General features: G+C 57.2%; 22 protein-coding genes. 10 read left to right on the top strand and 12 right to left on the bottom strand.

Annotated features, from left to right (window positions below; all coding sequences use genetic code 11):
- Positions 1–212 precede the first annotated feature (212 nt).
- Together DG357_RS00435 and yicI are read left to right on the top strand one after the other, a co-directional pair.
- Entirely contained in the window at positions 213–1,604 is a 1,392-nt protein-coding gene (locus tag DG357_RS00435; RefSeq protein WP_049137141.1) for a glycoside-pentoside-hexuronide family transporter, read from the top strand.
- 12 nt (positions 1,605–1,616) lie between these two features.
- The gene (gene yicI / locus DG357_RS00440; protein ID WP_088204464.1) at positions 1,617–3,935 is read left to right on the top strand and encodes an alpha-xylosidase; all 2,319 of its coding nucleotides are present in this window, start codon (positions 1,617–1,619) and stop codon (positions 3,933–3,935) included.
- 110 nt (positions 3,936–4,045) lie between these two features.
- Here yicI and DG357_RS00445 read toward each other — a convergent pair whose 3' ends face one another.
- Both DG357_RS00445 and xanP read right to left on the bottom strand, forming a co-directional pair.
- Complete coding sequence (locus tag DG357_RS00445; protein ID WP_088204465.1) at positions 4,046–5,734, bottom strand: AsmA family protein; 1,689 nt, start codon at positions 5,732–5,734, stop codon at positions 4,046–4,048.
- A 119-nt stretch (positions 5,735–5,853) separates the two neighbouring features.
- Complete coding sequence (xanP, locus tag DG357_RS00450; RefSeq protein WP_049001225.1) at positions 5,854–7,245, bottom strand: xanthine/proton symporter XanP; 1,392 nt, start codon at positions 7,243–7,245, stop codon at positions 5,854–5,856.
- A gap of 225 nt (positions 7,246–7,470) precedes the next feature.
- Here xanP and gltS point away from each other — a divergent pair, with 225 nt between their 5' ends.
- Positions 7,471–8,673 (top strand): sodium/glutamate symporter, encoded by a 1,203-nt coding sequence (gltS, locus tag DG357_RS00455; protein ID WP_047366905.1) that lies wholly within the window; start codon positions 7,471–7,473, stop codon positions 8,671–8,673.
- A 2-nt stretch (positions 8,674–8,675) separates the two neighbouring features.
- Here gltS and recG read toward each other — a convergent pair whose 3' ends face one another.
- From recG to gmk, 5 genes are read right to left on the bottom strand one after another with little or no spacing between them, the layout of a single operon-like run.
- Entirely contained in the window at positions 8,676–10,757 is a 2,082-nt protein-coding gene (recG, locus tag DG357_RS00460) for an ATP-dependent DNA helicase RecG (RefSeq protein ID WP_047366906.1), read from the bottom strand.
- Positions 10,758–10,760: 3 nt separating this feature from the next.
- On the bottom strand, positions 10,761–11,450 hold the full coding sequence (gene trmH / locus DG357_RS00465) for a tRNA (guanosine(18)-2'-O)-methyltransferase TrmH (protein WP_049137146.1): 690 nt from the start codon (positions 11,448–11,450) through the stop codon (positions 10,761–10,763).
- Positions 11,451–11,454: 4 nt separating this feature from the next.
- On the bottom strand, positions 11,455–13,569 hold the full coding sequence (spoT, locus tag DG357_RS00470; protein WP_045630233.1) for a bifunctional GTP diphosphokinase/guanosine-3',5'-bis pyrophosphate 3'-pyrophosphohydrolase: 2,115 nt from the start codon (positions 13,567–13,569) through the stop codon (positions 11,455–11,457).
- 19 nt (positions 13,570–13,588) lie between these two features.
- The gene (rpoZ, locus tag DG357_RS00475; RefSeq protein WP_000135058.1) at positions 13,589–13,864 is read right to left on the bottom strand and encodes a DNA-directed RNA polymerase subunit omega; all 276 of its coding nucleotides are present in this window, start codon (positions 13,862–13,864) and stop codon (positions 13,589–13,591) included.
- A 54-nt stretch (positions 13,865–13,918) separates the two neighbouring features.
- Positions 13,919–14,542 carry a guanylate kinase gene (gene gmk, locus DG357_RS00480; RefSeq protein ID WP_010426438.1) on the bottom strand — a complete coding sequence of 208 codons (624 nt, stop codon included), beginning with the start codon at positions 14,540–14,542 and terminating at the stop codon, positions 13,919–13,921.
- A 251-nt stretch (positions 14,543–14,793) separates the two neighbouring features.
- Here gmk and ligB point away from each other — a divergent pair, with 251 nt between their 5' ends.
- Positions 14,794–16,464 carry an NAD-dependent DNA ligase LigB gene (ligB, locus tag DG357_RS00485; protein WP_088204466.1) on the top strand — a complete coding sequence of 557 codons (1,671 nt, stop codon included), beginning with the start codon at positions 14,794–14,796 and terminating at the stop codon, positions 16,462–16,464.
- 2 nt (positions 16,465–16,466) lie between these two features.
- On the opposite strand, the gene DG357_RS00490 is transcribed toward ligB, so the two are convergent.
- Both DG357_RS00490 and DG357_RS00495 read right to left on the bottom strand, forming a co-directional pair.
- Positions 16,467–17,084: a trimeric intracellular cation channel family protein gene (locus DG357_RS00490; protein ID WP_023334014.1), complete on the bottom strand. Its 618-nt coding sequence runs from the start codon at positions 17,082–17,084 to the stop codon at positions 16,467–16,469.
- A 206-nt stretch (positions 17,085–17,290) separates the two neighbouring features.
- Entirely contained in the window at positions 17,291–18,154 is an 864-nt protein-coding gene (locus DG357_RS00495) for a YicC/YloC family endoribonuclease (RefSeq protein ID WP_008502687.1), read from the bottom strand.
- 125 nt (positions 18,155–18,279) lie between these two features.
- Between DG357_RS00495 and rph the strand changes: the two genes are divergently transcribed.
- Both rph and pyrE read left to right on the top strand, forming a co-directional pair.
- Complete coding sequence (rph, locus tag DG357_RS00500; protein ID WP_010426431.1) at positions 18,280–18,996, top strand: ribonuclease PH; 717 nt, start codon at positions 18,280–18,282, stop codon at positions 18,994–18,996.
- Positions 18,997–19,064: 68 nt separating this feature from the next.
- The gene (gene pyrE / locus DG357_RS00505) at positions 19,065–19,706 is read left to right on the top strand and encodes an orotate phosphoribosyltransferase (protein WP_041911672.1); all 642 of its coding nucleotides are present in this window, start codon (positions 19,065–19,067) and stop codon (positions 19,704–19,706) included.
- Between the two features lie 41 nt (positions 19,707–19,747).
- Here the strand turns inward: pyrE and slmA are convergent, their stop codons facing one another.
- The 3 genes from slmA to coaBC form a co-directional block, all read right to left on the bottom strand.
- Positions 19,748–20,344, bottom strand: coding sequence for a nucleoid occlusion factor SlmA (slmA, locus tag DG357_RS00510; protein ID WP_028015015.1), 597 nt, complete (start codon positions 20,342–20,344; stop codon positions 19,748–19,750).
- Positions 20,345–20,462: 118 nt separating this feature from the next.
- Positions 20,463–20,921, bottom strand: a complete 459-nt coding sequence (gene dut, locus DG357_RS00515; RefSeq protein WP_015570042.1) for a dUTP diphosphatase — start codon at positions 20,919–20,921, stop codon at positions 20,463–20,465.
- Positions 20,899–22,110 carry a bifunctional phosphopantothenoylcysteine decarboxylase/phosphopantothenate--cysteine ligase CoaBC gene (coaBC, locus tag DG357_RS00520; RefSeq protein ID WP_028015016.1) on the bottom strand — a complete coding sequence of 404 codons (1,212 nt, stop codon included), beginning with the start codon at positions 22,108–22,110 and terminating at the stop codon, positions 20,899–20,901. The genes dut and coaBC overlap by 23 nt, the downstream gene beginning before the upstream one ends.
- Positions 22,111–22,284: 174 nt before the next feature.
- Between coaBC and radC the strand changes: the two genes are divergently transcribed.
- The 4 genes from radC to mutM all read left to right on the top strand — a co-directional run bounded on the left by radC (position 22,285) and on the right by mutM (position 24,477).
- Positions 22,285–22,950: a RadC family protein gene (radC, locus tag DG357_RS00525; RefSeq protein WP_028015017.1), complete on the top strand. Its 666-nt coding sequence runs from the start codon at positions 22,285–22,287 to the stop codon at positions 22,948–22,950.
- A gap of 218 nt (positions 22,951–23,168) precedes the next feature.
- The gene (gene rpmB / locus DG357_RS00530; RefSeq protein ID WP_002436699.1) at positions 23,169–23,405 is read left to right on the top strand and encodes a 50S ribosomal protein L28; all 237 of its coding nucleotides are present in this window, start codon (positions 23,169–23,171) and stop codon (positions 23,403–23,405) included.
- Between the two features lie 22 nt (positions 23,406–23,427).
- Entirely contained in the window at positions 23,428–23,595 is a 168-nt protein-coding gene (gene rpmG, locus DG357_RS00535) for a 50S ribosomal protein L33 (RefSeq protein WP_003024094.1), read from the top strand.
- Positions 23,596–23,667: 72 nt separating this feature from the next.
- A complete protein-coding gene (gene mutM, locus DG357_RS00540; RefSeq protein WP_028015018.1) occupies positions 23,668–24,477 on the top strand; it encodes a bifunctional DNA-formamidopyrimidine glycosylase/DNA-(apurinic or apyrimidinic site) lyase in 810 nt (269 codons plus the stop codon).
- The last annotated feature ends 2 nt before the right edge of the window (positions 24,478–24,479 follow it).

Below are 24,479 nucleotides of genomic sequence, written 5' to 3' on the forward strand. Positions count from 1 at the left end.
TTCACCTCTCTTTTGACCTGTACACCCCTGTTTCAGCTAATTCCTAAGAAAATCCTCAGGTTAGCCTTTTGTGCTCTCCAACATTTATCGCGATCACAAAAAACAAGAAACGTAATCTGCTAACCAGAAAACGCAATACCCGCCGTTGAAACAATGGTTTAAAACCAATGCAACCGGTCTCAGCGCCCCCTACAGCGTGAAGGATAAAAAAGATGAGCGAAGTATTGTCAGTAAAAGAGAAGATTGGCTACGGCATGGGTGACGCCGCCAGCCACATCATTTTTGATAACGTCATGCTTTATATGATGTTTTTCTACACCGATATTTTCGGCATTCCCGCCGGGTTTGTCGGCACCATGTTCCTGCTGGCCCGTGCGTTGGATGCAATCTCCGACCCGTGTATGGGGCTGATCGCCGACCGCACCCGCAGCCGCTGGGGCAAGTTCCGTCCGTGGATTTTGTTCGGCGCCATCCCGTTCGGCATCGTCTGCGTGCTGGCCTACACCACACCGGACCTCAGCCTCAACGGCAAAATGATTTACGCGGCAATTACCTACACGCTGCTGACCCTGCTCTATACCGTGGTCAACATCCCGTACTGCGCGCTGGGCGGGGTAATCACCAGCGACCCGACGCAGCGTATCTCCCTTCAGTCCTGGCGCTTCGTGCTGGCGACGGCGGGTGGCATGCTCTCCACGGTGCTGATGATGCCGCTGGTGAAGCTGATTGGCGGCGACGATAAGGCGTTCGGCTTCCAGGGCGGGATCGCTGTGCTGTCGGTGGTCGCGTTCCTGATGCTGGCGTTCTGCTTTTTCACCACCAAAGAGCGCATCCAGGTGCCGCCGAGCACCACCTCCATGCGGGAAGACCTGCGCGATATCTGGCAAAACGACCAGTGGCGCATTGTCGGCGTGCTCACCATCCTCAACATCCTCGCCGTCTGCGTGCGCGGCGGCGCGATGATGTACTACTGCACCTGGATCATGGGATCGCCGGAGGTGTTCGTCGCGTTCCTCACCACCTACTGCGTCGGCAATCTGATCGGCTCCGCGCTGGCGAAACCGCTCACCGACTGGAAGTGCAAGGTCAGCATCTTCTGGTGGACCAACGCCGCGCTGGCGGTGGTCAGCGTGGCGATGTTCTTCGTACCGATGCATGCCACCGTGCTGATGTTCGCCTTCATCTTCGTTATCGGCGTGCTGCACCAGCTGGTGACGCCAATCCAGTGGGTAATGATGTCCGATACCGTCGACTACGGCGAATGGACCAACGGCAAACGCCTGACCGGCATCAGCTTTGCGGGCACGCTGTTCGTGCTGAAGCTCGGCCTGGCGCTGGGCGGGGCGATGATCGGCTGGATGCTGGCAGGCGGCGGCTACGACGCGGCGGCCAAAACCCAGAACAGCGCGACCATCAGTATCATTATCGGCCTGTTTACGCTGGCGCCGGCGATCTGCTACGTGCTGAGCGCCATTATCGCCAAACGCTACTACACGCTGAAAACCCCCTTCCTGACCAAAATTCTGGGTGAGCTGGCGCAGGGCGCGCGCCGCAATCAGCAGGATTTTGAAAACCTGCCGGTCAGTAAAGAATTGCAGAACTAAGAGGATGAAAGCATGAAAATCAGTGATGGAAACTGGCTTATTCAACCGGGCCTGAACGTGACCTGTCCGGTTCAGGTGTTCGACGTGGAGCAGCAGGGCAATGACCTGGTGGTGTATGTTGCGCCGCGCGACGTGCGTGAGCGCACCTGGCAGCTCGACACGTTGATGTTCACGGTGCGCCTGTTTTCCCCGCAGGAAGGGATTGTCGGGGTGCGCATCGAGCACTTCCAGGGCGCGCTGAACAACGGCCCGCACTATCCGCTGAACGTTCTGAAGGACGTGAAGGTCGAGATTGAAAACAACGCCGAATTTGCCGAGCTGAAAAGCGGCAGCGTCAGCGTGCGCGTCACCAAAGGCGAGTTCTGGGCGCTGGATTTCCTGCGCAACGGCCAGCGCATTACCGGCAGCCAGCTGAAAAACAACGGCTACGTGCAGGACAGTAACACCGACCGTAATTACGTGTTCGAGCGTCTGGATCTGGGCGTGGGGGAAACAGTCTACGGCCTGGGCGAGCGCTTTACCGCGCTGGTGCGCAACGGCCAGACGGTCGAAACCTGGAACCGCGACGGCGGCACCAGCACCGAGCAGTCCTACAAAAATATCCCGTTCTACCTGACCAACCGCGGCTACGGCGTGCTGGTGAATCACCCGGAAAACGTCTCGTTTGAAGTCGGCTCCGAGAAGGTCTCTAAAGTGCAGTTCAGCGTCGAAGGGGAATATCTCGAGTATTTCGTGATCGACGGCCCGACGCCAAAAGAGGTGCTGAACCGCTATACGCAGTTCACCGGGCGTCCGGCGCTGCCGCCTGCGTGGTCGTTCGGCCTGTGGCTGACCACGTCGTTCACCACCAACTACGATGAAGCGACGGTGAACAGCTTTATCGACGGCATGGCCGAGCGCGACCTGCCGCTGCACGTGTTCCACTTCGACTGCTTCTGGATGAAGGCCTTCCAGTGGTGCGACTTCGAGTGGGACCCGGTGACCTTCCCGGATCCGGAAGGGATGATCCGCCGCCTGAAAGAGAAAGGGCTGAAGGTCTGCGTGTGGATCAACCCGTATATCGGCCAGAAATCCCCGATTTTCCGCGAGCTGAAAGAGAAGGGCTATCTGCTCAAGCGTCCGGACGGCTCCCTGTGGCAGTGGGACAAATGGCAGCCGGGGCTGGCGATTTACGACTTCACCAATCCGGACGCGTGCCGGTGGTATGCCGACAAGCTGAAAGGCCTGGTGGATATCGGCGTCGACTGCTTCAAGACCGACTTCGGCGAGCGTATCCCGACCGACGTGCAGTGGTTCGACGGGTCCGATCCGCAGAAGATGCACAACCACTACGCCTACATTTATAACGAACTGGTGTGGAACGTGCTGAAAGAGACCGTCGGCGAAGAGGAGGCGGTGCTGTTTGCCCGCTCGGCGTCCGTTGGGGCGCAGCAGTTCCCGGTACACTGGGGCGGCGACTGCTACGCCAACTACGAATCGATGGCGGAAAGCCTTCGCGGTGGGCTGTCGATTGGCCTGTCCGGCTTCGGGTTCTGGAGCCACGATATCGGCGGGTTCGAAAACACCGCTCCGGCGCACGTCTATAAACGCTGGTGCGCGTTCGGGCTGTTCTCCAGCCACAGCCGCCTGCACGGCAGCAAATCCTACCGCGTGCCGTGGGCGTACGATAACGAGTCCTGCGACGTGGTGCGTCACTTCACGCAGCTGAAGTGCAGGCTGATGCCGTACCTGTACCGTCAGGCGGCGCTGGCCCGCGAGTTCGGCACGCCGATGCTGCGCGCGATGATGCTGGAGTTCCCGGACGATCCGGCGTGTGATTACCTCGACCGTCAGTACATGCTGGGGGATTCCATGATGGTGGCGCCGGTGTTCTCCGAGGCGGGGGACGTGCAGTTCTACCTGCCGGAAGGCCGCTGGACCCACCTGTGGCACAACGACGAAGTCCATGGCAGCCGCTGGCATAAGCAGCAGCACGATTTTATGAGTCTGCCGGTCTACGTGCGCGACAACACGCTGCTGGCGCTGGGTAACAATAACCAGAAGCCGGACTACGCGTGGAACGAGGGGACGGCCTTCCAGCTGTTTAACCTGGAGGATGGCGCAGCGGCGGTGAGCGAAGTGCCTGCGGCGGACGGTTCCGTGGCATTTACGCTGAAGGCATCGCGTCGGGGCGACATTGTGACCTTTACCGGCGCGGGTGACGCGAAAAACTGGTCGGTGTGCTTGCGCAACGTGCAGAAGGTGAGTGGCGTGAAAGGCGGCTCGTACGCGGGCAGCGAGTGGGGTGTGGTGGTGAAAGCGGAGGGGGATGAGGTGGTGGTTCAGCTCTGAGGTGGAAAATGCCCGGTGGCGCTTCGCTTACCGGGCCTAAGGTAATTATGCGCTCTGATGCCCTCACCCTGACCCTCTCCCTGTGGGAGAGGGAACAAACATCAAAAACTTTATTGCACAGGCGTTGAAACCACGCCGCCCGTCATCGTCTGCTCAACCTGCTGCTTATCCATATTCACCGCGCTCAGCTTCCCATTCACCGTCGGCTTCAGTGGGGCATTCGCCTGCACGCTGCCGCTGGCGGTCATCTGAATATTGCCGTCGCCCGTAATCGGTAACGCAGGCCAGCCCCACTGCTGCAGCACGTTGAGCGGTACGCCGCGCCCGTTCAGGCTCACCTTGGTCTGCCGCTGCGGGAGCTGTGAAACCGTCGCCGTGGCTTCCAGAATACCTTTCTCGGTAAAGGCGCTCAGGTCACTAATGTTCACCGTGGCGGCGTTGGCATTCAGCGCCAGCGACGGACGGCGCACGTCGACGCGGTTAAAGGTCGCCGCCGCGCCGTTTAATGTTGCGCTGCCGCCCCAGACGCCCCACTGGCGATCTTTCGCCAGCTGCAGGTTTGCGCCGTAGCCGTCCAGGGAGGTGATCTGCCACGGGAAGGAGGGATCGATGTCGATCACCAGGTTGCGGCTCAGGCCAAATTTTTGCAGCGTGACGCTGTTCAGCCATTCCGGCAGCGGCTCCATCCACAGCGTTTTCCAGTTTTCAGGAAGGGTGTACTCCAGCCCGGCGATGGCAACATCGTCCAGAACCAGCGCTTTACCGTCGCGCAGCCAGTTGCCGGACGTGCGCACCATTCCGCCTTCCCAGCGCGAGGTGAACTGACGCAGCGCTATGCCCTGCGGGGAAAACTCCGCATTCAGGATCGGGTCAAACAGATGCAGCGAGCCGAAGATAAACTCGCTGGCGTTCATGGACAGGCGACCTTCCTGGCTCTGCCAGTCGCCTTTGCTGAGAGTCAGGTTGCGCAGGCTTAAGTCGAGATCGGTCACCGCCCAGTCCGGACCCTGCAGGCGGGCATCGGTGACCTCCAGACGGCCAATTTGCAGGGAGGGAATGGTAGCCAGCGGCGCGAAGAACGCTTTCAGCGTTTTGTCGCTCTGCAGGCGGATCTCGTTCAGGCGCATGGTGTCGATTATCCAGCTTCCGTCAGCGTTACGCAGGGCGGAGCCGGTGAGCGAGCCACGGGCCATATCGGCACCAATGGTGTTCAGCACCACCTCCTTGCCGTTCAACTGGCCGTCAATTAGCACGTTGGTGGCCGGTACGCCGTTCAGGGTCAGCGAGCCGGCGCTCATCTGAATCTTCGCGTTTTTACCCAGCACGTTCCCGGCTTCTGGCTGCCATGGGCTGACGCCGCCCGTGACCTTCTGTGCGCTCAGATCCCATTCAGTATTCGGGCTGTTAAAGGCCATGTTGTTCAGCTGCAGACGATCGGCCTGGAAGGGCAGCGGCGCTGTTTGAGGCGAGAGATTCAGCGTGCCGTCGAACAGGGTGATAGTGCCCATGTGCAGCGGAGCGGTGATCTGACGGCTGCTCAGGCCAATATCGACTTTTTTGGCAACTAATGTGGCGGGTTTACCGTCCCGCCCAAAGGTGACATTTTCCAGAATGAGGTGGGAAGGCGATGAAAAGCGGTGATTCATCTTGTCGAAACTGAGTTCGTAGTCGGTATTCACCGTAATCCAGCTGCTGACCTGCGCCGCGCCCCAGCGGGTCTGGAGCAAAATATAGAACGCCAGCAGCACAATAAGCAGGGCTACCAGAAGATAGACGAGTAGCTTTCCAATAAATTTCATGGTCTTCCATCCCGCGAAACGAACATAAGGGAGTTATGCACGATTTATGCGCAATGCTCAAGGCGGGAATGGTGTAATTAGATGTCACGGCAGGCATTGACTGCCTGCCGTGAGGGAGATCAGTTCTTCTCAGGCGGGAAAACGAGGTTCAGCACGATAGCGGTGATACCGCCCGCGGCAATGCCGGAAGAGAGCAGGTTTTTAACCCAGTCCGGCGCAAACTGCAGGATCAGCGGCTGCTGGGAAACACCCAGACCAACGGCCAGCGACAGCGCGATAATCATGATCGCGCGACGGTTCAGCGGCTCGCGCGAGACGATACGCACGCCGGAGGCCGCGATAGTCCCAAACATCACCAGCGTTGCGCCGCCCAGCACCGGCTCAGGAATGTGCTGCACAAAGCCGCTCACCGCCGGGAACAGGCCGAGGACGATCAGCATCAGCGCCACCACGAAACCAACGTAGCGGCTGGCCACGCCGGTCAGCTGGATCACACCGTTGTTCTGGCCGAAGCAGGAGTTCGGGAAGGTGTTGAATACCGCAGAGACAAACGAGTTCAGGCCGTTCGCCAGCACGCCGCCTTTCAGACGCTTCATGTACAGCGGGCCGGACACCGGCTGCTCGGAGACATCGGAGGTGGCGGTGATATCACCGATGGTCTCCAGAGAAGTAATCATAAAGACCAGCATCAGCGGCAGGAGCAGACCCCAGTCTATGCCCAGGCCGTAATAAAGCGGCGTTGGGACGGTGATCAGCGCGCTGTTGGTCGGCGTGGTGTTCTCCGGCAGCATCCCCAGCGCCCACGCCAGCAGATAGCCCGCCGCCATGGCGATCACCAGCGAGGCCACGCGCAGGTAAGGGTTACGCTGACGGTTAAGCAGAATGATGATCGCCAGCACCACACCCGCCAGCAGCAGGTTTTTCGGCGCGCCGAAGGTGTGGTCGCTCATTGCCGCGTAGCCGCCGCCGATGGAGGTGAGGCCCACCTGAATCAGCGACAGGCCGATAATCATCACCACCACGCCGGAAACCAGCGGGGTGATCACACGGCGAGCCAGGTGCAGAACGCGGGAGATGACCATCTCCGTGCAGCTTGCCAGCATCAGCGTGCCGAACAGCGCCGCCATCATGGTCGGAACATCCGCACCGCCGGTTTTCAGCGCCGTACCGCCCATGATCAGCGGCGCCACGAAGTTAAAGCTGGTGCCCTGAATCGACAGTAGCCCAGACCCCACCGGGCCCCAGGCTTTAATTTGAATAATGGAGGCCACGCCGGAGGCGAACAGAGACATACTGATAATGTGCTGCGTGTCCTGCGCCGGTAAACCGAGCGCCTGGCAAATCAGCAGCGCCGGGGTGATCACCGCAACAAACATCGCCAGAAGATGCTGGCAGGCGGCAAAAAGCGTCTGCGGCAGCGGCGGTCGGTCTTCAAGGCGGTAAATCAGTTCGCTATTTTGCTTCTGCGCAATCGGTTGCGCATCTGGCGATTCTATGGTGTTAACGGACATCGGCGGCAATCCCACGGTGGAAAAGCGGGCATTTTATCTGACCACCTGGTAAAAGCAAACGATTGCCAGCAAAAAAAAGGAAGAAAATCTGCCGCTGTGAGCAGGTTTTTTACAACCTATCGGAAAAAAAAATTACACTTTTTGCGCCGGGGGCTCATGACGAGCGCAAACCGGCCCAGGATAACGCCGCGTGTGTATGGAATACGCGCATAACAGGAGCCTTTTATGATTCATCTCGATACGTTGTCGACCCTTGTTGCCGCAACGCTGGTTCTTCTGCTTGGTCGCAAGCTGGTCCACAGCGTTTCCTTTCTGAAAAAATACACTATTCCTGAACCTGTCGCCGGCGGTCTGCTGGTGGCGCTGGCCTTGCTGATACTGAAAAAAAGCATGGGCTGGGAAATTGATTTTGATATGTCCCTGAAAGACCCGCTGATGCTGGCTTTCTTTGCCACCATCGGCCTGAACGCCAACCTGGCGAGCCTGCGCTCGGGCGGTAAGGTGCTCGGCGTGTTTCTGATTGTGGTGGTGGGGCTGCTGCTGATGCAAAATGCGATTGGCATCGGTATGGCAACGCTGCTGGGGCTGGATCCGCTGATGGGGCTGCTGGCGGGGTCGATTACCCTTTCGGGCGGTCACGGCACCGGCGCGGCGTGGAGCAAGCTGTTCATCGAACGCTACGGTTTTGAAAACGCGACGGAAGTGGCGATGGCCTGCGCGACCTTTGGCCTGGTACTGGGTGGCCTGATTGGCGGCCCGGTAGCGCGTTATCTGGTGAAGCACTCCACCACGCCGAATGGCAGACCGGACGATGAAATGGTGCCGACCGCGTTTGAAAAACCGGACGTTGGACGCAGCATCACCTCGCTGGTGATGATTGAAACCATCGCGATGATTGCCATCTGCCTGACCGTGGGCAAAGTGGTTGCGCAATGGCTGGCGGGTACCGCGTTTGAACTGCCGACGTTTGTCTGCGTGCTGTTTATCGGGGTGATCCTGAGCAACGGTCTGGCGCTGATGGGCTTCTACCGCGTGTTTGAACGGGCGGTATCGGTGCTCGGCAACGTCTGCCTGTCGCTGTTCCTGGCGATGGCGCTGATGAGCCTGAAGCTGTGGGAGCTGGCCTCGCTGGCGCTGCCGATGGTGGCGATTCTGGCGGTGCAGGCGCTGTTTATGGCGCTGTATGCCATGTTCGTGACCTGGCGCATGATGGGGAAAAACTATGATGCGGCGGTGCTGGCGGCCGGTCACTGCGGGTTTGGTCTGGGGGCTACCCCTACGGCTATCGCCAACATGCAGGCGATCACTGAACGGTTCGGGCCATCGCATATGGCGTTTCTGGTGGTCCCGATGGTCGGCGCATTCTTCATTGATATCGTCAACGCGCTGGTGATCAAGCTGTACCTGATGCTGCCGATATTTGCCTGAGATCAGGCGTTGGAATACCGTTCGGTTTCCGGCATCCAGCGTTCAATTAACGCTGCCGCCTGTTCGGGGTAGCGTTCATGAATATGGCGCGCAAGGCGCTGAACTTCGGGGATCATGGCCTGATCGCGCAGTAAATCCGCCACTTTGAATTCAGCATTTCCCGTCTGGCGCGTGCCCAGTAGTTCGCCCGGGCCGCGTATCTCCAGATCTTTTTGCGCAATCACGAAGCCGTCGTTGCTGTCGCGCAGCACCTGCAGTCGCATCTGGGCGGTTTTTGAAAGCGGTGCTTTGTAAAGCAGCACGCAGTGAGACGCTACCGCGCCGCGGCCAACGCGCCCGCGCAGCTGGTGGAGCTGGGCAAGCCCCAGACGTTCCGGGTTTTCGATAATCATCAGGCTGGAGTTGGGTACGTCAACGCCCACTTCGATGACCGTCGTCGCGACCAGCAAATGTAGTTCCCCCTGTTTGAAGGATTGCATCACCGCCTGCTTCTCGGCAGGCTTCATGCGGCCGTGAACCAGGCCAACGTTCAGCTCGGGCAGTGCCAGCTTGAGCTCTTCCCACGTCGCTTCGGCGGCCTGGGCTTCCAGCAGTTCCGACTCTTCAATCAGGGTACAGACCCAGTAGGCCTGGCGCCCTTCATGGGTGCAGGCGTTGCGCACGCGGTCAATGATGTCGCTGCGGCGCGTATCCGGTATGGCGACCGTCGTCACCGGCGTTCGGCCCGGCGGCAGTTCGTCGATGGTAGAGGTATCCAGATCCGCGTAAGCGGTCATCGCCAGGGTACGCGGGATCGGCGTGGCGGTCATGATCAGCTGATGCGGGTGGAAGCCCTGCTGCAGCCCTTTTTCCCACAGCGCCAGACGCTGATGCACGCCGAAGCGGTGCTGCTCGTCGATAATCACCAGCGCGAGGCCGTTAAACTGCACCTGCTCCTGGAAGATAGCGTGTGTGCCGACAATCATCTGCACCTGGCCGCTGGCGATGGCTTCCTGCTGCGCAAGACGCGCTTTGCCTTTTTGCTTTCCGGCGAGCCAGCCCACCTCAATCCCGAGCGGTGCGAACCAAGCGCGGAAATTGTTAGCGTGTTGTTCAGCCAGCAGTTCGGTTGGTGCCATCAGCGCGACCTGTTTGCCGTGGGCAATCGCGCGCAGGGCGGCCAGGGCGGCAACCAGCGTTTTACCTGAACCTACGTCGCCCTGCACCAGGCGCATCATCGGCACGTCGAGCGCCATATCGCGCTCAATCTCGGCGGTGACGCGCGCCTGCGCGCCGGTGGGCTTAAAGGGCAGCGAGGCCAGCAGCTTATCTTTGAGCACATCATTCGGGCTTAACGGCTGAGCGTGGAAACGCTGCGCGCCGGCGCGCAACGCCAGCATGCTCAGGTTATGCGCCAGTAATTCCTCAAGGATAAGACGCCGTTGAGCGGGGTGTTTACCGCTTTCTAAATCGCTGAGCTGCAGCGTTGGCGGCGGGCGGTGCAGGGTGCGCAGCGCCTCGGGCAGGCTCATCATCCCCTGAGCCAGTTCTGGCGGCAGCAGTTCGGTAATGGCGCAGGTATCCAGCAGTTCCAGCGCCTGATCGGTGAGCTTACGCAGCGTCGCCTGCTTAACGCCTTCGGTCGTCGGGTAAACCGGGGTGAGCGTCTCCTGCAGTTCCGGCGTGCTGAGATCGCCCTGTACGCGGTACTCCGGGTGGATCATCTCTGCGCCGTATTTCCCGCGTTTAGCTTCGCCATAGGCCAGCACCCTACGGCCGGTCGCCAGGCTGTTCTTCATCGCCGCGCTGAAGTTGAAGAAACGCATGGTGAGGATGCCGGTGCCGTCGCTGATCTGACAGGTCATCATCCGGCGTCCGCCGAAAGTGATATTGCAGTTCAGGACTTCGCCTTCAACGGTGGCGTAAATGGCGGGAAGCAGATCGCCAATCTTGTAGAGCTGAGTGCGGTCTTCATAACGCAGGGGGAGGTGAAGCAGGAGATCCTGCACGGTGTGCAGGCCAATTTTTGCCAGCTTATTGCTTTGCGCCGCGCCCACGCCCGTCAGGCTGTTGAGCGGGATAGCATCCAGCAGGCGGCCTTTCATCGGTTACCCGGCGTACTGCATGGTGGCCCACCACTCGGCATCGGCTTCAATTTCGCCCTGCGCGTTGACGTGGGGGTAAGGCAATTTTTTCTGCTTCGCAACGCGTGCCAGCACCGGATAGCCACCTTCAAACAGCAGGCGCTGCTGTTCTTCTTCCGGCAGCATGCTGTTGCTGCGCTCGTACATCCCGGCGTTCTGACGCTGGCGCTGCGCTTCATACAGAATGAGCGCGGACGCCACGGAGACGTTAAGGGACTGGACCATGCCGATCATCGGAATGATGATGTCCCGATCCGCCAGATCCAGCGCTTCCTGGGAGATCCCGGTTTTCTCCTGACCCATCAAAATGCAGGTCGGGCGGGTATAGTCGATTTCGCGGAAATCCACGGCCTTATCGGACAGGTTTGTCGCCAGGATCTGCATCCCGCGTCCTTTCAGATGCGATACGGCATCGCCAATCGTCTGGTGAGTTTTGACGGATACCCAGCTGTTACTGCCTGCCGCAGCAGAAACCATGGTTCGCATCCGGTGACCCGGCCAGACGGCGTGCACTTCATGCACGCCGACGGCATCTGCGGTACGGACGATGGCAGAGACGTTATGAGGTTTATGCACCTGCTCCATGCAGACCGTCAGGTCAGGCTGGCGTCTGGCAAGCATTTCGCAGATACGGGCATAACGTTGTGAATTCATAAACCTAGTTTCGGTTTCGGGTGACTTTAATCACGTCCGGCATGACGCGGATCTTGCGCATAATGTTCGCCAGATGCACGCGGTCGCGAGCGGTCAGACGAATAAAGGCGCTATAGACGCGGCCGTCTTTTTCTTCCGTATTCAGGCTCTGAATGTTGGACGAGGCCGTGTTGATGGCTGCCGTCAGGTTCGCCAGGGCACCCTGGTGGTTGAACATATCCACCTTAATTTCGGTGATAAATTCCTGCGCCGTCTCTTTATCCCACTCGACCGCCATAAACTTCTCGGCTTCTTTCTGGTAGCCGCGAATGTTACGACAGGATTCATGGTGGATAACCAGCCCTTTGCCCGGACTGACGTGCGCAATAATCGGGTCGCCAGGGATTGGACGGCAACATTTTGCGAAGGTGATCAGCACCCCGTCCGCGCCTTTGATCGGCAGATGAGCATGGCCGGATGCGCCTGGAGCAGATGGCGTCGCTTCGCCCTGCTGCAGGTTTTTCGCCACCACGACGCTCATCGCGTTACCCAGACCAATTTCCGCCAGCAGATCGTCCAGAGACGTGAGCTTCATACGGTCGAGTTCACGCTGAATATGCTCCGGTGGGATCTCAGCCAGCTTGCGGCTGCCGCCCAACGCGTGGTTGAGCAGACGACGCCCCAGGCTGACGGAGTCATCGCGCTTGAGGTTTTTCAACAGCTGACGAATTTTGGCACGCGCTTTGGAACTCACGACAAAGTTCAGCCAGGCCGCGTTCGGACGTGCGCCCGGCGCGGTAATAATTTCTACCGTCTGTCCGCTGGAGAGCGGCTGAGACAGCGGGTAAGGCTGTCTGTCGACGCGCGCGCCCACGCAGGCGTGCCCGATATCGGTATGCACGGCGTAGGCGAAGTCGACCGGCGTTGCGCCCGCAGGCAGTTCGACAATGCGGCCTTCTGGGGTGAAAACGTAAATCTCATCCGGGAAGAGATCGGATTTAACGCTCTCGATAAATTCGAACGAGCTACCCGCACTCTGCTGAAGCTCCAGCAGGCTCTGCATCCAGCGCTGGGCGCGGATTTGCGCGGTGGTGCTGCTTTCGCCACCGTGCTCTTTGTAAGCCCAGTGCGCGGCTACACCCATCTCTGCCATCTGGTCCATGTCTTCGGTGCGGATCTGCACTTCAACAGGCACGCCGTGCGGACCGATCATCGAGGTATGCAAAGATTGATAGCCGTTCGCTTTCGGAATAGCGATGTAATCTTTCATGCGCCCCGGGCGCGGTTTATAGAGGCTGTGCATCTGCCCCAGCACGCGGTAGCAGGTGTCAGAGTCGTGGACGATTACGCGGAACGCGTAGATATCCATGATCGAGTGAAAACGCTGCTCTTTGAGCACCATTTTGCAGTAGATGGAGTAAAGATGTTTTTCGCGACCGCTGACGCGGCACGGGATTCCCGCTTCCTGCAAACGCCCTTCGATTTCAGAGAGGATCTTTTGAATCATCTCTTTACGGTTACCGCGTGCGGCTTTCACCACCTCTTTAATCACGCGATAGCGGTTCGGGTACAACGCTTCAAAGCCCAGCTCTTCCAGCTCGGTTTTGATGTGGTGGATACCTAAACGGTGCGCCAGCGGACTGTAAATTTCGAGGGTTTCACGGGCAATGCGGCGACGTTTATCCGGGCGAAGTGAGCCCAGCGTGCGCATGTTGTGGGTACGGTCAGCGAGTTTGATGAGAATGACGCGGATATCCTGCACCATCGCCATAATCATCTTGCGGAAGTTTTCGGCTTGCGCCTCTTTCTTGTCGCGGAATTTCAGCTTATCAAGCTTAGAGACCCCTTCCACCAGCTCGGCAACGCTTTTGCCAAACAGCTGTTCCATATCCTGGTAGGTGGCAGGGGTATCTTCGATCACGTCGTGCAGTAGGGCGGCCATCAGCGTTTCGTAGTCGAGTTTCATCTCGGCCAGAATACAGGCTACCGCAACCGGGTGCGTGATGTAGGGTTCACCGCTTGAACGTGTCTGGCCCTCGTGAGCGTCACGTGCAACGAGATACGCCTGCTGAAGACGCTTAATCTGGTCTTCAGGCAGGTAGATTTGAATCAGTTGATTCAGGCTTTCAAACAGATACAAGGGCGACCCGCAGGTTTAATTAACGACGACCTTCAGCAATGGCGGTTACGGCCTGCAGTTCTGCGGCTTCCTGCTCTTGCTGCTCCTGGCGCTCACGCACGTCGAGGATCTGGTTGTTGATCAGACCTTCTTCGATTTCGCGAAGTGCAATAACGGTGGTTTTATCGTTTTCTTCCGGTACCAGCGGATCTTTACCGCCCACCTGCATCTGACGAGCGCGACGCGCGGCGACCAGCACCAGGTCAAAACGGTTACCAATTTTCTCTACAGCGTCCTGAACAGTTACGCGTGCCATACTTAAAATGCTCCACAGGTGAAGAAATGACTGGGCATGATACTGAAAGTGGGTTCAGTCTGCCAACAGTTTGGTGATTAATGCGTCATGTCGCTGCTTCTGGCGGCTCATACGCAGTCGTTCTGCGCGAAGAATGGTTTTGAGATCGCTCAGCGCGGCATCAAAATCATCATTCACAATAAGGTAGTCATATTCCGCGTAATGGCTCATTTCTGCAACTGCCTGTTCCATACGCTTTGCGATGACTTCTTCACTGTCCTGACCGCGGCCACGCAGGCGGCGATCCAGCTCATCCTTCGACGGCGGTAAAATAAAGATACTGCGCGAGTCAGGCATTTTCTTGCGAATTTGCTGTGCGCCCTGCCAGTCGATGTCGAGGAACACATTCACGCCCGTCGCCAGAACCTGCTCAATGGTTTCACGCGAGGTGCCGTAGTAGTTACCGAACACTTCTGCGTGTTCAAGAAACGCATCTCTGCCGATCATCGCTCTGAACTCGTCGTGATCCACAAAGAAATAGTGTTCACCGTGCACTTCACCCGGACGCGGCGCTCGCGTGGTGTGAGAAACAGAAACCTGTGTGTCGTACAACGGTTGGGTTTTTAACAGTGCCTGAATAAGGCTGGATTTACCCGCGCCGCTAGGGGCAGAAACAATATAAAGCGTGCCTTGAGCCATGAGAGTCTTTTGTATGTGTTAACGAAGAAGTCCTACATACGGGCTTATTATACACGTCGCCGCTGTGTGACGTAGCCTTTGTCACACTTTTTCCCCTGGATTATTGAATTTTGCGTACCGTTTTCAGGTTTTACCTGCGGTTTGCAGCAATAAAAATTAACGCTGGATAGCGCCTCGCAACGTGAAAGGTTGCTATTAGCGTCGTTTCTCACGTCAGGTTATACCTCCTGCATTGCAAAGGAGGGATAGCGATGTGGCGGTGGATAAGCGGGTTAATGCTGTTGTGGTGTGGTTACGGGGCGGCGGTGTGCCCGGTGTGGTCACAGGCAAAAGCCGAAAAAGAGATTGCGTCATTAAGTGCACAAATCAAACGCTGGGATGAGGCTTACTGGAAGCTGGGGGTGAGCGAGGTCAGTGACGAAGTGTATGACCAGCTCAACGGCCGTTTAACCCAGTGGCAGCGCTGTTTCGGCAACGATTTTGCTGAGAGCGCCCTTCCTGCGCTGGAGGGAAACGTAAAACATCCTGTTGCCCATACGGGGGTACGTAAAGCAGCCAGCAAAGAAGCGCTGGGTCACTGGATGCACCGCCGGAAAAATCTTTGGATGCAGCCAAAAGTCGATGGCGTGGCGGTGACGCTGGTGTATCGCAACGGAAAGCTAGCGCGGGCCATCAGCCGTGGTAATGGGCTAAAAGGCGAGGACTGGACGGCCCGCGTGCGTTTGATCCCGTCCGTGCCCAAGGAGGTATCCGGCGCGCTTGCAAACAGCGTCTTACAGGGGGAGCTTTTCTGGCTACGCGAAAACCACGTCCAGCGGCAGATGGGCGGAATGAATGCTCGCGCAAAAGTGGCGGGCGCGATGATGCGACAAAAGGACAACGCGCTTCTGAGCCAGACAGGAATATTTATCTGGGCCTGGCCGGATGGACCGAAGGGAATGGAAAACAGGCTTTCTGAGCTGTCCAGCGCAGGCTTTTCCCTGACGGCGCGCTATACGTTGCCCGTACAAGCGGTTGATGCTGTTGAAAAACAGCGTTTGGCCTGGCAAAACACGGCATTGCCCTTTGCCACGGATGGCATAGTGGTTCGGTCTGCGGAGCCACCTACAGGGGAGAGTTGGCTGCCCGGCGAAGGCAACTGGATTATCGCGTGGAAATATTCGCCTGCGGCACAGGTCGCAGAGGTCAGGAATATTCTTTTTTCCGTGGGGCGCACGGGCAAAATTTCTGTCGTGGCGGCACTTGAGCCTGTGCAGTTGGACGATAAACGGGTGCAGCGAGTGAGTCTCGGTTCGGTTGGGCGCTGGCAGAGGCTGGATATTGCCCCGGGCGATCAGATCCAGGTCAGCCTGGCAGGGCAGGGTATCCCCCGGTTTGATAAGGTGGTCTGGCGAGGGGCGGACAGACAAAAACCTGAGCCTCCGGCCTCGCGTTATCACTCCCTGAGTTGCTTTTATGCCTCGCCGGAGTGTATGGATCAGTTCTTTGCCCGGCTGACGTGGCTCAGTTCAAAGCAGGTATTCAACATTGAAGGATTAGGTGAGTCAGGCTGGCGCATACTCTGGCAGGCGCATCATTTTGAACATCTCTTTTCGTGGCTGCTATTAACGCAGGAGCAGCTGCAGTCGACACCGGGATTCTCTGCCGCACGCGGGCTGGCGCTCTGGCATCGCTTTAATCAGGTGCATGAGCAGCCTTTTATCCGCTGGATTATGGCGCTGGGTGTTCCGCTGCCACAGGCCTCGCTGAAGGCGTTGGAAGATGTGTCGTGGCAGAAGATGAGCGAACGCAGTGAAAAGGCCTGGCAGGCCTTGCCGGGTACGGGAGCGGAGAAGGCGCGGCAAATCGTTGCCTGGCTGCACGCGCCAGAGATCGATGTGCTGGTCAGGTGGCTTGCTCAGCAGCACATCAATGGGTTCTGAGATCAGTGGGCGCTGTGCTTATAGTGAAACACGGGCAATCCGAGCTTCAGACGCAGCGCCAGCATGCGGGCCGTAAAGCCAAACAGCAGCGTGGAGATGACCACCACGTCGTGGTTTGAAACGTAATGCTGCAGGGCAATGTAGAGCACCGCTGCGGCGAAGGAGATGCCGGCATACAGCTCTTTTTGGAAGACCAGAGGAATGCGTTTGCAGAACATATCGCGCAGCACGCCGCCGAAAACGCCCGTCACCACGGCTGCAATGGTGGCGATAACCGGGCCTTCCCCCATATCGAGCGCGATTTGTGCACCGATGATCGAAAAGACGATCAGCCCCAGCGCGTCAAGCACCAGGAACAGGCGGCGAAGGTGCGGCATAACGGGTGCCACGATGGTGGTTAATACGGCAGCCGTTGCGACGATAATCACATACTCAGGATGTTTCACCCAGCCGAGCGGGTAATGGCCAAGCAGGATATCGCGCACGGAACCGCCGCCCAGCGCGGTTGCAGTGGCAATAATGATCACGCCGAAGGTGTCCATCCGGCGACGCCCGGCGGCGAGAGCGCCAGTCATGGCTTCGGCGGTGATACCAATAAGATAAAGAATGTGAAGCAGCATATACCCTCCGGTGTGAACGCGGAAAGGTTAGCGATTTGTGCGCAAGATCACGATTGAGATTTTCTAAGGCGATTGAGTTTCACCTATAAAATTTAATCAATACATGTTGAATACCTTTGATTCTTGGCTGCTGAATTTGAAAAGAGACGGGAATTCGGATTAGAAATAATAATGGATGGCGTCAGCCGACGCCATCCAAAAAGCGATTACTCAATATTCTGGATCTGCTCGCGCATCTGCTCAATCAGAACCTTGAGTTCAATCGCTGAGTTGGTCACTTCAGCGTTGATAGACTTAGACGCCAAAGTGTTCGACTCGCGGTTGAACTCCTGCATCATAAAGTCCAGGCGGCGGCCTACAGCTTCCTTCTTCTTCAGGATGTTATAGGTCTCTTTCACGTGCGCTTCCAGACGATCCAGCTCTTCGGCCACGTCAATGCGCTGCGCCATCAGCACCAGCTCTTGTTCCAGACGGGTGTTTTCCAGCTGAACTTCCGCTTCTTCCAGCTTGGCGACCAGGCGCTCGCGCTGCCATTGCAGCACTTCCGGCATGTGGGTGCGGACTTTGGCTACTTCAGCGCTGACGCCTTCAAGGCGCTGCTCAATCATCGCTTTCAGCGCCTGACCTTCGGTTTCGCGGGCAACGATAAAGTCATCCAGCGTGCCGTCGAGGGCTGCCAGAATTTCTGCGGCAATCGCGTCCAGATCCTGCTCGCCGGCGGCCATGACGCCAGGCCAGCGCAGAATATCAACGGGGTTGATTTCGCCTTCATCGCTCTGCATTTTGACCCAGTTCGCCGCATTCACGAGCTGTTTCGCCAGTTTTTCGTTGAGGATCAGCTCGCCCTGTGCGCTGGCATCTGGCTCAAAGCGCAGGTTGCATTCCACTTTCCCACGGGTCAGACGCGTACGGATACGCTCGCGCACTACAGGTTCAAGGCTGCGGAACTGTTCCGGCATACGGAAATATGTTTCCAGATAGCGCTGGTTTACCGAACGCATTTCCCAGGTAGCGCTACCCCAGCTACCCTTGATTTCACGCCGGGCGTAGGCGGTCATACTGCGGATCATAGACATTCCCGTTTTTAAAGGAGAGATGGGGGGATTATAGCTTTCGGGGGCTTCTCAGGATAGGAATAAGCGTCCTTTATCCGTATAATGCGCAGCCACATTCGTTTCAAGCCGGAGAATCCATCATGCGTCCATCAGGTCGTAGCGCCAATCAGGTGCGTCCCGTCACCCTGACCCGTAACTATACAAAACACGCTGAAGGCTCCGTGCTGGTTGAGTTTGGTGACACCAAAGTGCTTTGCACCGCGTCCATCGAAGAAGGTGTTCCGCGCTTTCTGAAAGGTCAGGGCCAGGGCTGGATCACCGCCGAGTACGGCATGCTGCCGCGCGCGACCCATACCCGTAACGCCCGTGAAGCGGCAAAGGGTAAGCAGGGTGGACGTACCATGGAAATCCAGCGCCTGATCGCACGTGCGCTGCGCGCCGCCGTTGATCTGAAAATCCTCGGTGAATTCACTATTACCCTGGACTGCGACGTGATTCAGGCAGATGGCGGCACGCGTACCGCGTCCATTACCGGTGCCTGTGTGGCGCTGGCCGATGCCCTGAACAAGCTGGTTGCAGCTGGTAAGCTGAAAACCAACCCTATGAAAGGGATGGTCGCGGCGGTTTCCGTGGGGATCGTTAATGGTGAAGCGCTTTGCGATCTGGAATATGTTGAAGATTCTGCCGCCGAGACCGACATGAACGTGGTGATGACCGAAGATGGTCGCATCATTGAGGTGCAGGGGACGGCGGAAGGTGAGCCGTTCACCCATGAAGAACTTCTCTCCCTGCTGGCGTTGGCCCGAGGGGGAATCGAATCCATTGTAACGACGCAAAAAGCGGCGTTAGAAAATTGATTTTAAAGGCGACCAATGAGTCGCCTTTTTTTTGCCTGTAAGACAGAAAAAACCAAAGGAGCGAATCCATGAAATCGTATCAGCGCCAGTTTATTGAGTTTGCGATTAATAAACAGGTACTTAAGTTTGGCGAATTTACGCTGAAATCCGGGCGTAAGAGCCCGTATTTCTTCAACGCCGGGCTGTTTAATACCGGGCGCGATCTGGCACTGTTAGGCCGCTTCTATGCCGAAGCGCTGGTGGATTCCGGGATTGATTTCGACCTGCTGTTTGGCCCTGCGTACAAGGGCATTCCGATTGCAACCACCACGGCGGTGGCGCTGGCGGAGCACCATGACCGTGATGTGCCGTACTGCTTTAACCGCAAAGAGGCCAAAACCCACGGTGAAGGCGGTAATCTTGTGGGCAGCGCGCTGCAGGGCCGCGTGATGCTGGTCGACGACGTGATTACCGCAGGCACCGCGATCCGTGAATCTATGGAGATTATCCAGGCCAACGGTGCGACGCTGGCTGGCGTGCTGATTTCTCTTGATCGTCAGGAGCGCGGTCGCGGCGATATCTCTGCTATCCAGGAAGTAGAGCGTGATTACAGCTGCAAAGTGACCTCTATCATCACCCTGAAAGACCTGATTGCGTATCTGGAAGAGAAGCCAGAGATGGCGGATCACCTGGCGGCGGTGCGGGCGTATCGCGAAGAGTTTGGCGTGTAATTAAATTGCCCGGCGGCGCTACGCTTACCGGGCCTGCGGTGCTACTGCAGCTGCGCTGCCACTAACGGCCAGCGGGCGTCAAAATCGTCCGTTGGTCGGTATTTGAATTCGCTGCGCACAAAGCGGGAGAGCATGCCTTCACAAAACGCCAGTATCTGGCTTGCCAGCAATGTCTCATCCGTATTGTATCCTTCGCCTTCACGCATTTTCTTCTCGCGCAGCACCTGGCGCAGCTGCGCTTCAATACGCTCAAAAAGCTGATTGATGCGGCCCTGCAGCCTGTCCTGCTCAAACATTAGCGCGTGGCCGGTCAGGATACGGGTTAAACCCGGATTGCGCTCCCCAAAGCCCAGAATTAACAGCACAATCAGACGAAGACGCGCGGTGGTATCTTTTTCATCTTTCAGAATCAGGTTAATGCGCGTGATCAGACTGTCTTCAATAAACTCGATCAGGCTGTCGAACATTTTTGTTTTGCTGGGGAAATGACGATACAGCGCCGCCTCAGACACGCCCACAGAGGCGGCCAGTTTGGCGGTGGTGATGCGTTGACTGCCATCGCTGGATTCAAGCATCAGAGCCAGAGATTGAAGTATTTCTTCGCGACGATTCCTTTTCGCGGTTTGTTTTTCTGCCATGTTACAAAATACCCCTGAAAATAAGCACTTGCCAGGCTGGCATCCACACAGCGACCGCAAACTGACGTTTGCGGTTTGTTATTGCGTTATGGCGCTGCGAGATACGTGTGTCGGGCAGTTATTTGCGCCCGGAATGGCCGAAGCCGCCTTCGCCACGGTCGGTGGCATCAAAGTCTGCCACCAGGTTAAATTCTGCCTGTACCACCGGTACAAAAACCATCTGCGCGATACGCTCGCCCGGTTCAATGGTGAAGCTGTCCTGACCACGATTCCAGACGGACACCATCAGCTGACCCTGGTAGTCGGAGTCGATCAGGCCGACCAGGTTACCCAGCACTACGCCGTGCTTATGGCCCAGACCCGAGCGCGGCAGGATCACTGCCGCCAGAGACGGGTCTGCAATGTGGATCGCCAGGCCAGTCGGGATCAGGGTAGTGGCACCGGGAGCCAGTTCTACGGCGTCATCGAGACAGGCGCGCAGGTCAAGTCCGGCAGAGCCGGAGGTGGCATAGGTTGGTAGCGGGAATTGCTCGCCAACACGCGGGTCCAGAATCTTAACGTCGATTTTTTTCATCATAACGGGTAACGATCTCGTCCAGTAATTGTTGGCCCAGGAGTTCCTTGCGCTCAAGCGGTAAGATTTTATCTCCATCCTGCCAGAAAAGGTGCAGTGCGTTGCTGTCGCTATTAAATCCTTGCGTGGCCAGCGATACGTCGTTCGCGCAAATTAAATCGAGGTTTTTGCGGGTACGTTTTTGCCGGGCATATTCTTCCACATTATTCGTTTCTGCGGCAAATCCAACAACGTAAGGACGATGGCTTTTTAATGCGGCGACACCGGCAACAATGTCCGGGTTTTTCACCATTTTCAGTGTTAATTCATCGCCTTGCTTTTTGATTTTAGACTCGGCGATGGTCTCGGCGCGATAGTCTGCAACGGCCGCACAGCCGATAAAAATCTGCTGGCGTTGCGCATGAGCCTGCACGGCGGCTTCCATCTCCAGCGCGGTGGTAACATTAATACGCTGTACAAAAGGTGGCGTAGGTAACGAGACCGGGCCGCTGACCAGCGTGACGTTAGCACCGCGTTTTGCCGCTGCGGCAGCAATTGCAAAGCCCATTTTGCCGGAGCTGTGGTTGGTGATGTAACGCACCGGGTCCAGCGGTTCGCGCGTCGGGCCCGCGGTAATCATGATGTTGAGATGTTGCAGGTCGTTGACAGGTGAAAAATGGGCGGCGGCCATATCCACAATCGTCAACGGGTCGAGCATACGCCCCGGGCCAACGTCGCCGCAGGCCTGGCTGCCGCTGTCCGGGCCCCAGACAAGCAGGCCGCGCGAAGCCAGCGTCTCCAGATTATGCTGGGTGGCGGCATTGCGGTACATCTGCTGGTTCATGGCGGGCACAACGGCGACGGGCGCAGGCGTCGCGAGGCAAATGGTCGAAACCAGATCGTTCGCCATACCGGCCGCCACGCGGGCAATTAAATCTGCCGTGGCAGGGGCAAGAATCACCAGATCGGCCCATTTCCCAAGCTCAATATGCCCCATCGCGGCTTCGGCGGCCGGATCGAGCAGGCTGTCAGATACCGGGTATCCTGAAACCGCCTGCAGGCTCAGAGGGGTGATAAAGGCTTTACCGCCTTCGGTTATCGCGACCCGCACGTCCGCCCCGCGCTCGCGCAGACGACGCACCAGCTCAGGCGCTTTATAGGCAGCAATGCCGCCGCTCACGCCAAGAACGATTTTTTTACCGGCCAGGCTCATCATGATTCTTTCCTGTTGGGTTTCACCAGAGAGCGGGCATTTTACCACAATCCCAAATAGGGGGGTGATGAAGTCCTTTATGCACTTTGCGAGGCGCTACGCAAGAACGAAACCTCAGCGTCGAGCCCCGGATTTGCCTGTGGCAGCATAATGGCAAACAGAAGGAGGCCGGGCATGGAAGAGACTGAACTGCTGCTACCGCGCGAAAAAATGCTGCGTCATGGCGTCGCGTTATTAAAAGACGAGGAGCTGCTGGCGCTCTTTTTACGTACAGGTACGAAGGGAAAAACGGTATTTACGCTGGCGAAAAATCTGATAGACCATTTTGGTTCACTACATGGTTTGCTGACAGCCGAACTGGAGGCGTTTACGCACGTAGAAGGCATTGGCGTCGCGAAGTATGCCCAGTTACGGGGTATTGCTGAACTTGCCCGGCGATTTTATAACGTACAGATGGAGGAGCAAGATCCGATCCTTACCCCTGACATGACCCGCGAATTTTTGCAAAGCCAGCTATCCGGTCTGGAGCGCGAGATCTTTATGGTGATCTTTCTCGACAACAGGAACCGGGTACTGAAGCACAGCCGCCTGTTTTCGGGTACACTGAGCCACGTTGAGGTACATCCGCGTGAAATTGTGCGTGAAGCGATAAAAGTGAATGCAGCGGGGGTGATCCTCGCGCATAATCACCCCTCTGGCTGTGCAGAACCGAGCAGAGCTGACAAAGAAATCACCGAACGCATTATCAAATGCTGTCAATTCATGGACATTCGTGTTCTGGACCATCTGATAATTGGCCGCGGAGAGTACATTTCTTTTGCAGAACATGGCTGGATTTAGGCTATTTCTCGCGATCCATCGGGATCTTTGTCTGTTCGGGACTTGAGCACACCGCCGAGTCAGCGTATACTACGCCACCTTTGAGAATCTCGGGTTTGGCATTTGGGCCTGGCAATCGAGAGTTCACTTAGAACTACGCGATGACCGGGCTGTAAAGCCTGACGAGGCGCCGATACCCCATACGAAGCTCGAGCTAATTTGATTTTTGGAGAATAGACATGTCCCGAGTCTGCCAAGTTACTGGCAAGCGTCCGGTGACCGGTAACAACCGTTCCCACGCACTGAACGCGACTAAACGCCGTTTCCTGCCGAACCTGCACTCTCACCGTTTCTGGGTTGAGAGCGAGAAGCGTTTTGTCACCCTGCGTGTATCTGCTAAAGGTATGCGTGTAATCGATAAGAAAGGCATCGATACAGTTCTGTCTGAACTGCGTGCCCGTGGCGAAAAGTACTAAGTACTTAAAGAGGAAATAAATCATGGCTAAAGGTATTCGCGAGAAAATCAAGCTGGTTTCTTCTGCTGGTACAGGTCACTTCTACACCACCACGAAGAACAAACGTACTAAGCCGGAAAAACTGGAACTGAAAAAATTCGATCCAGTTGTACGCCAGCACGTACTGTACAAAGAAGCTAAAATCAAATAATTTTAGCCTCCTTGTATTGAAAAACCCCGCAACTGCGGGGTTTTTTGCATTCTGCATCTCAACGGAGGAACCATGCCTGAATTACCTGAGGTAGAGACCAGCCGTCGCGGCATTGAGCCCCATCTGGTCGGCGCGACTATTCTTCATGCCGTCGTTCGCAATGGACGACTGCGCTGGCCGGTGTCCGATGAGATCCACGCGTTAAGCGACAAACCCGTCCTTAGCGTGCAGCGCCGCGCGAAATACCTGCTGCTGGAGCTGCCTGACGGCTGGATCATTATCCATCTTGGAATGTCCGGGAGCCTGCGCATCTTGACCGAAGAATTGCCTGCGGAAAAACACGATCACGTCGACCTGGTAATGAGCAACGGCAAAGTGCTCCGCTACACCGATCCGCGGCGCTTTGGCGCGTGGCTGTGGACGAAGGAGCTGGAAGGACACAACGTGCTGGCGCATCTGGGCCCTGAGCCGCTTTCAGACGCGTTTAATGCGGACTACCTGAAAGAGAAGTGCGCGAAGAAAAAGACCCCGATCAAGCCCTGGCTGATGGATAACAAGCTGGTGGTCGGCGTGGGGAATATTTACGCCAGTGAATCGCTGTTTGCGGCCGGGATCCATCCCGATCGGCTGGCCTCGTCGCTGTCCGCGCAGGAGTGTGAGCTGCTGGTTCGGGTCATTAAAGCAGTGCTGCTGCGCTCGATTGAGCAAGGCGGGACCACCCTGAAGGATTTTCTGCAAAGCGACGGTAAACCAGGCTATTTTGCCCAGGAGCTGCAGGTGTATGGCCGTAAGGGCGAGCCATGCAGGGCATGCGGGACGCCGATTATTGCCACGAAGCACGCCCAACGCGCCACGTTCTACTGCCGTCAGTGTCAGAAATAGAA

The organism is Enterobacter bugandensis (genome assembly GCF_900324475.1).
In the GTDB taxonomy this organism is placed as follows: domain Bacteria; phylum Pseudomonadota; class Gammaproteobacteria; order Enterobacterales; family Enterobacteriaceae; genus Enterobacter; species Enterobacter bugandensis.

What these genes read in the sequence shown, in the direction of transcription:
- gltS (WP_047366905.1), top strand. Translation starts at nt 7,471, where the DNA reads ATGATTCATCTCGATACGTTGTCGACCCTTGTTGCCGCAACGCTGGTT.
- recG (WP_047366906.1), bottom strand. Translation starts at nt 10,757, where the DNA reads ATGAAAGGCCGCCTGCTGGATGCTATCCCGCTCAACAGCCTGACGGGC.
- DG357_RS00490 (WP_023334014.1), bottom strand. Translation starts at nt 17,084, where the DNA reads ATGCTGCTTCACATTCTTTATCTTATTGGTATCACCGCCGAAGCCATG.
- rpoZ (WP_000135058.1), bottom strand. Translation starts at nt 13,864, where the DNA reads ATGGCACGCGTAACTGTTCAGGACGCTGTAGAGAAAATTGGTAACCGT.
- radC (WP_028015017.1), top strand. Translation starts at nt 22,285, where the DNA reads ATGGAAGAGACTGAACTGCTGCTACCGCGCGAAAAAATGCTGCGTCAT.
- ligB (WP_088204466.1), top strand. Translation starts at nt 14,794, where the DNA reads ATGTGGCGGTGGATAAGCGGGTTAATGCTGTTGTGGTGTGGTTACGGG.
- DG357_RS00495 (WP_008502687.1), bottom strand. Translation starts at nt 18,154, where the DNA reads ATGATCCGCAGTATGACCGCCTACGCCCGGCGTGAAATCAAGGGTAGC.
- DG357_RS00435 (WP_049137141.1), top strand. Translation starts at nt 213, where the DNA reads ATGAGCGAAGTATTGTCAGTAAAAGAGAAGATTGGCTACGGCATGGGT.
- gmk (WP_010426438.1), bottom strand. Translation starts at nt 14,542, where the DNA reads ATGGCTCAAGGCACGCTTTATATTGTTTCTGCCCCTAGCGGCGCGGGT.
- yicI (WP_088204464.1), top strand. Translation starts at nt 1,617, where the DNA reads ATGAAAATCAGTGATGGAAACTGGCTTATTCAACCGGGCCTGAACGTG.
- slmA (WP_028015015.1), bottom strand. Translation starts at nt 20,344, where the DNA reads ATGGCAGAAAAACAAACCGCGAAAAGGAATCGTCGCGAAGAAATACTT.
- rpmB (WP_002436699.1), top strand. Translation starts at nt 23,169, where the DNA reads ATGTCCCGAGTCTGCCAAGTTACTGGCAAGCGTCCGGTGACCGGTAAC.
- trmH (WP_049137146.1), bottom strand. Translation starts at nt 11,450, where the DNA reads ATGAATTCACAACGTTATGCCCGTATCTGCGAAATGCTTGCCAGACGC.
- pyrE (WP_041911672.1), top strand. Translation starts at nt 19,065, where the DNA reads ATGAAATCGTATCAGCGCCAGTTTATTGAGTTTGCGATTAATAAACAG.
- mutM (WP_028015018.1), top strand. Translation starts at nt 23,668, where the DNA reads ATGCCTGAATTACCTGAGGTAGAGACCAGCCGTCGCGGCATTGAGCCC.
- rph (WP_010426431.1), top strand. Translation starts at nt 18,280, where the DNA reads ATGCGTCCATCAGGTCGTAGCGCCAATCAGGTGCGTCCCGTCACCCTG.
- dut (WP_015570042.1), bottom strand. Translation starts at nt 20,921, where the DNA reads ATGATGAAAAAAATCGACGTTAAGATTCTGGACCCGCGTGTTGGCGAG.
- coaBC (WP_028015016.1), bottom strand. Translation starts at nt 22,110, where the DNA reads ATGAGCCTGGCCGGTAAAAAAATCGTTCTTGGCGTGAGCGGCGGCATT.
- DG357_RS00445 (WP_088204465.1), bottom strand. Translation starts at nt 5,734, where the DNA reads ATGAAATTTATTGGAAAGCTACTCGTCTATCTTCTGGTAGCCCTGCTT.
- xanP (WP_049001225.1), bottom strand. Translation starts at nt 7,245, where the DNA reads ATGTCCGTTAACACCATAGAATCGCCAGATGCGCAACCGATTGCGCAG.
- rpmG (WP_003024094.1), top strand. Translation starts at nt 23,428, where the DNA reads ATGGCTAAAGGTATTCGCGAGAAAATCAAGCTGGTTTCTTCTGCTGGT.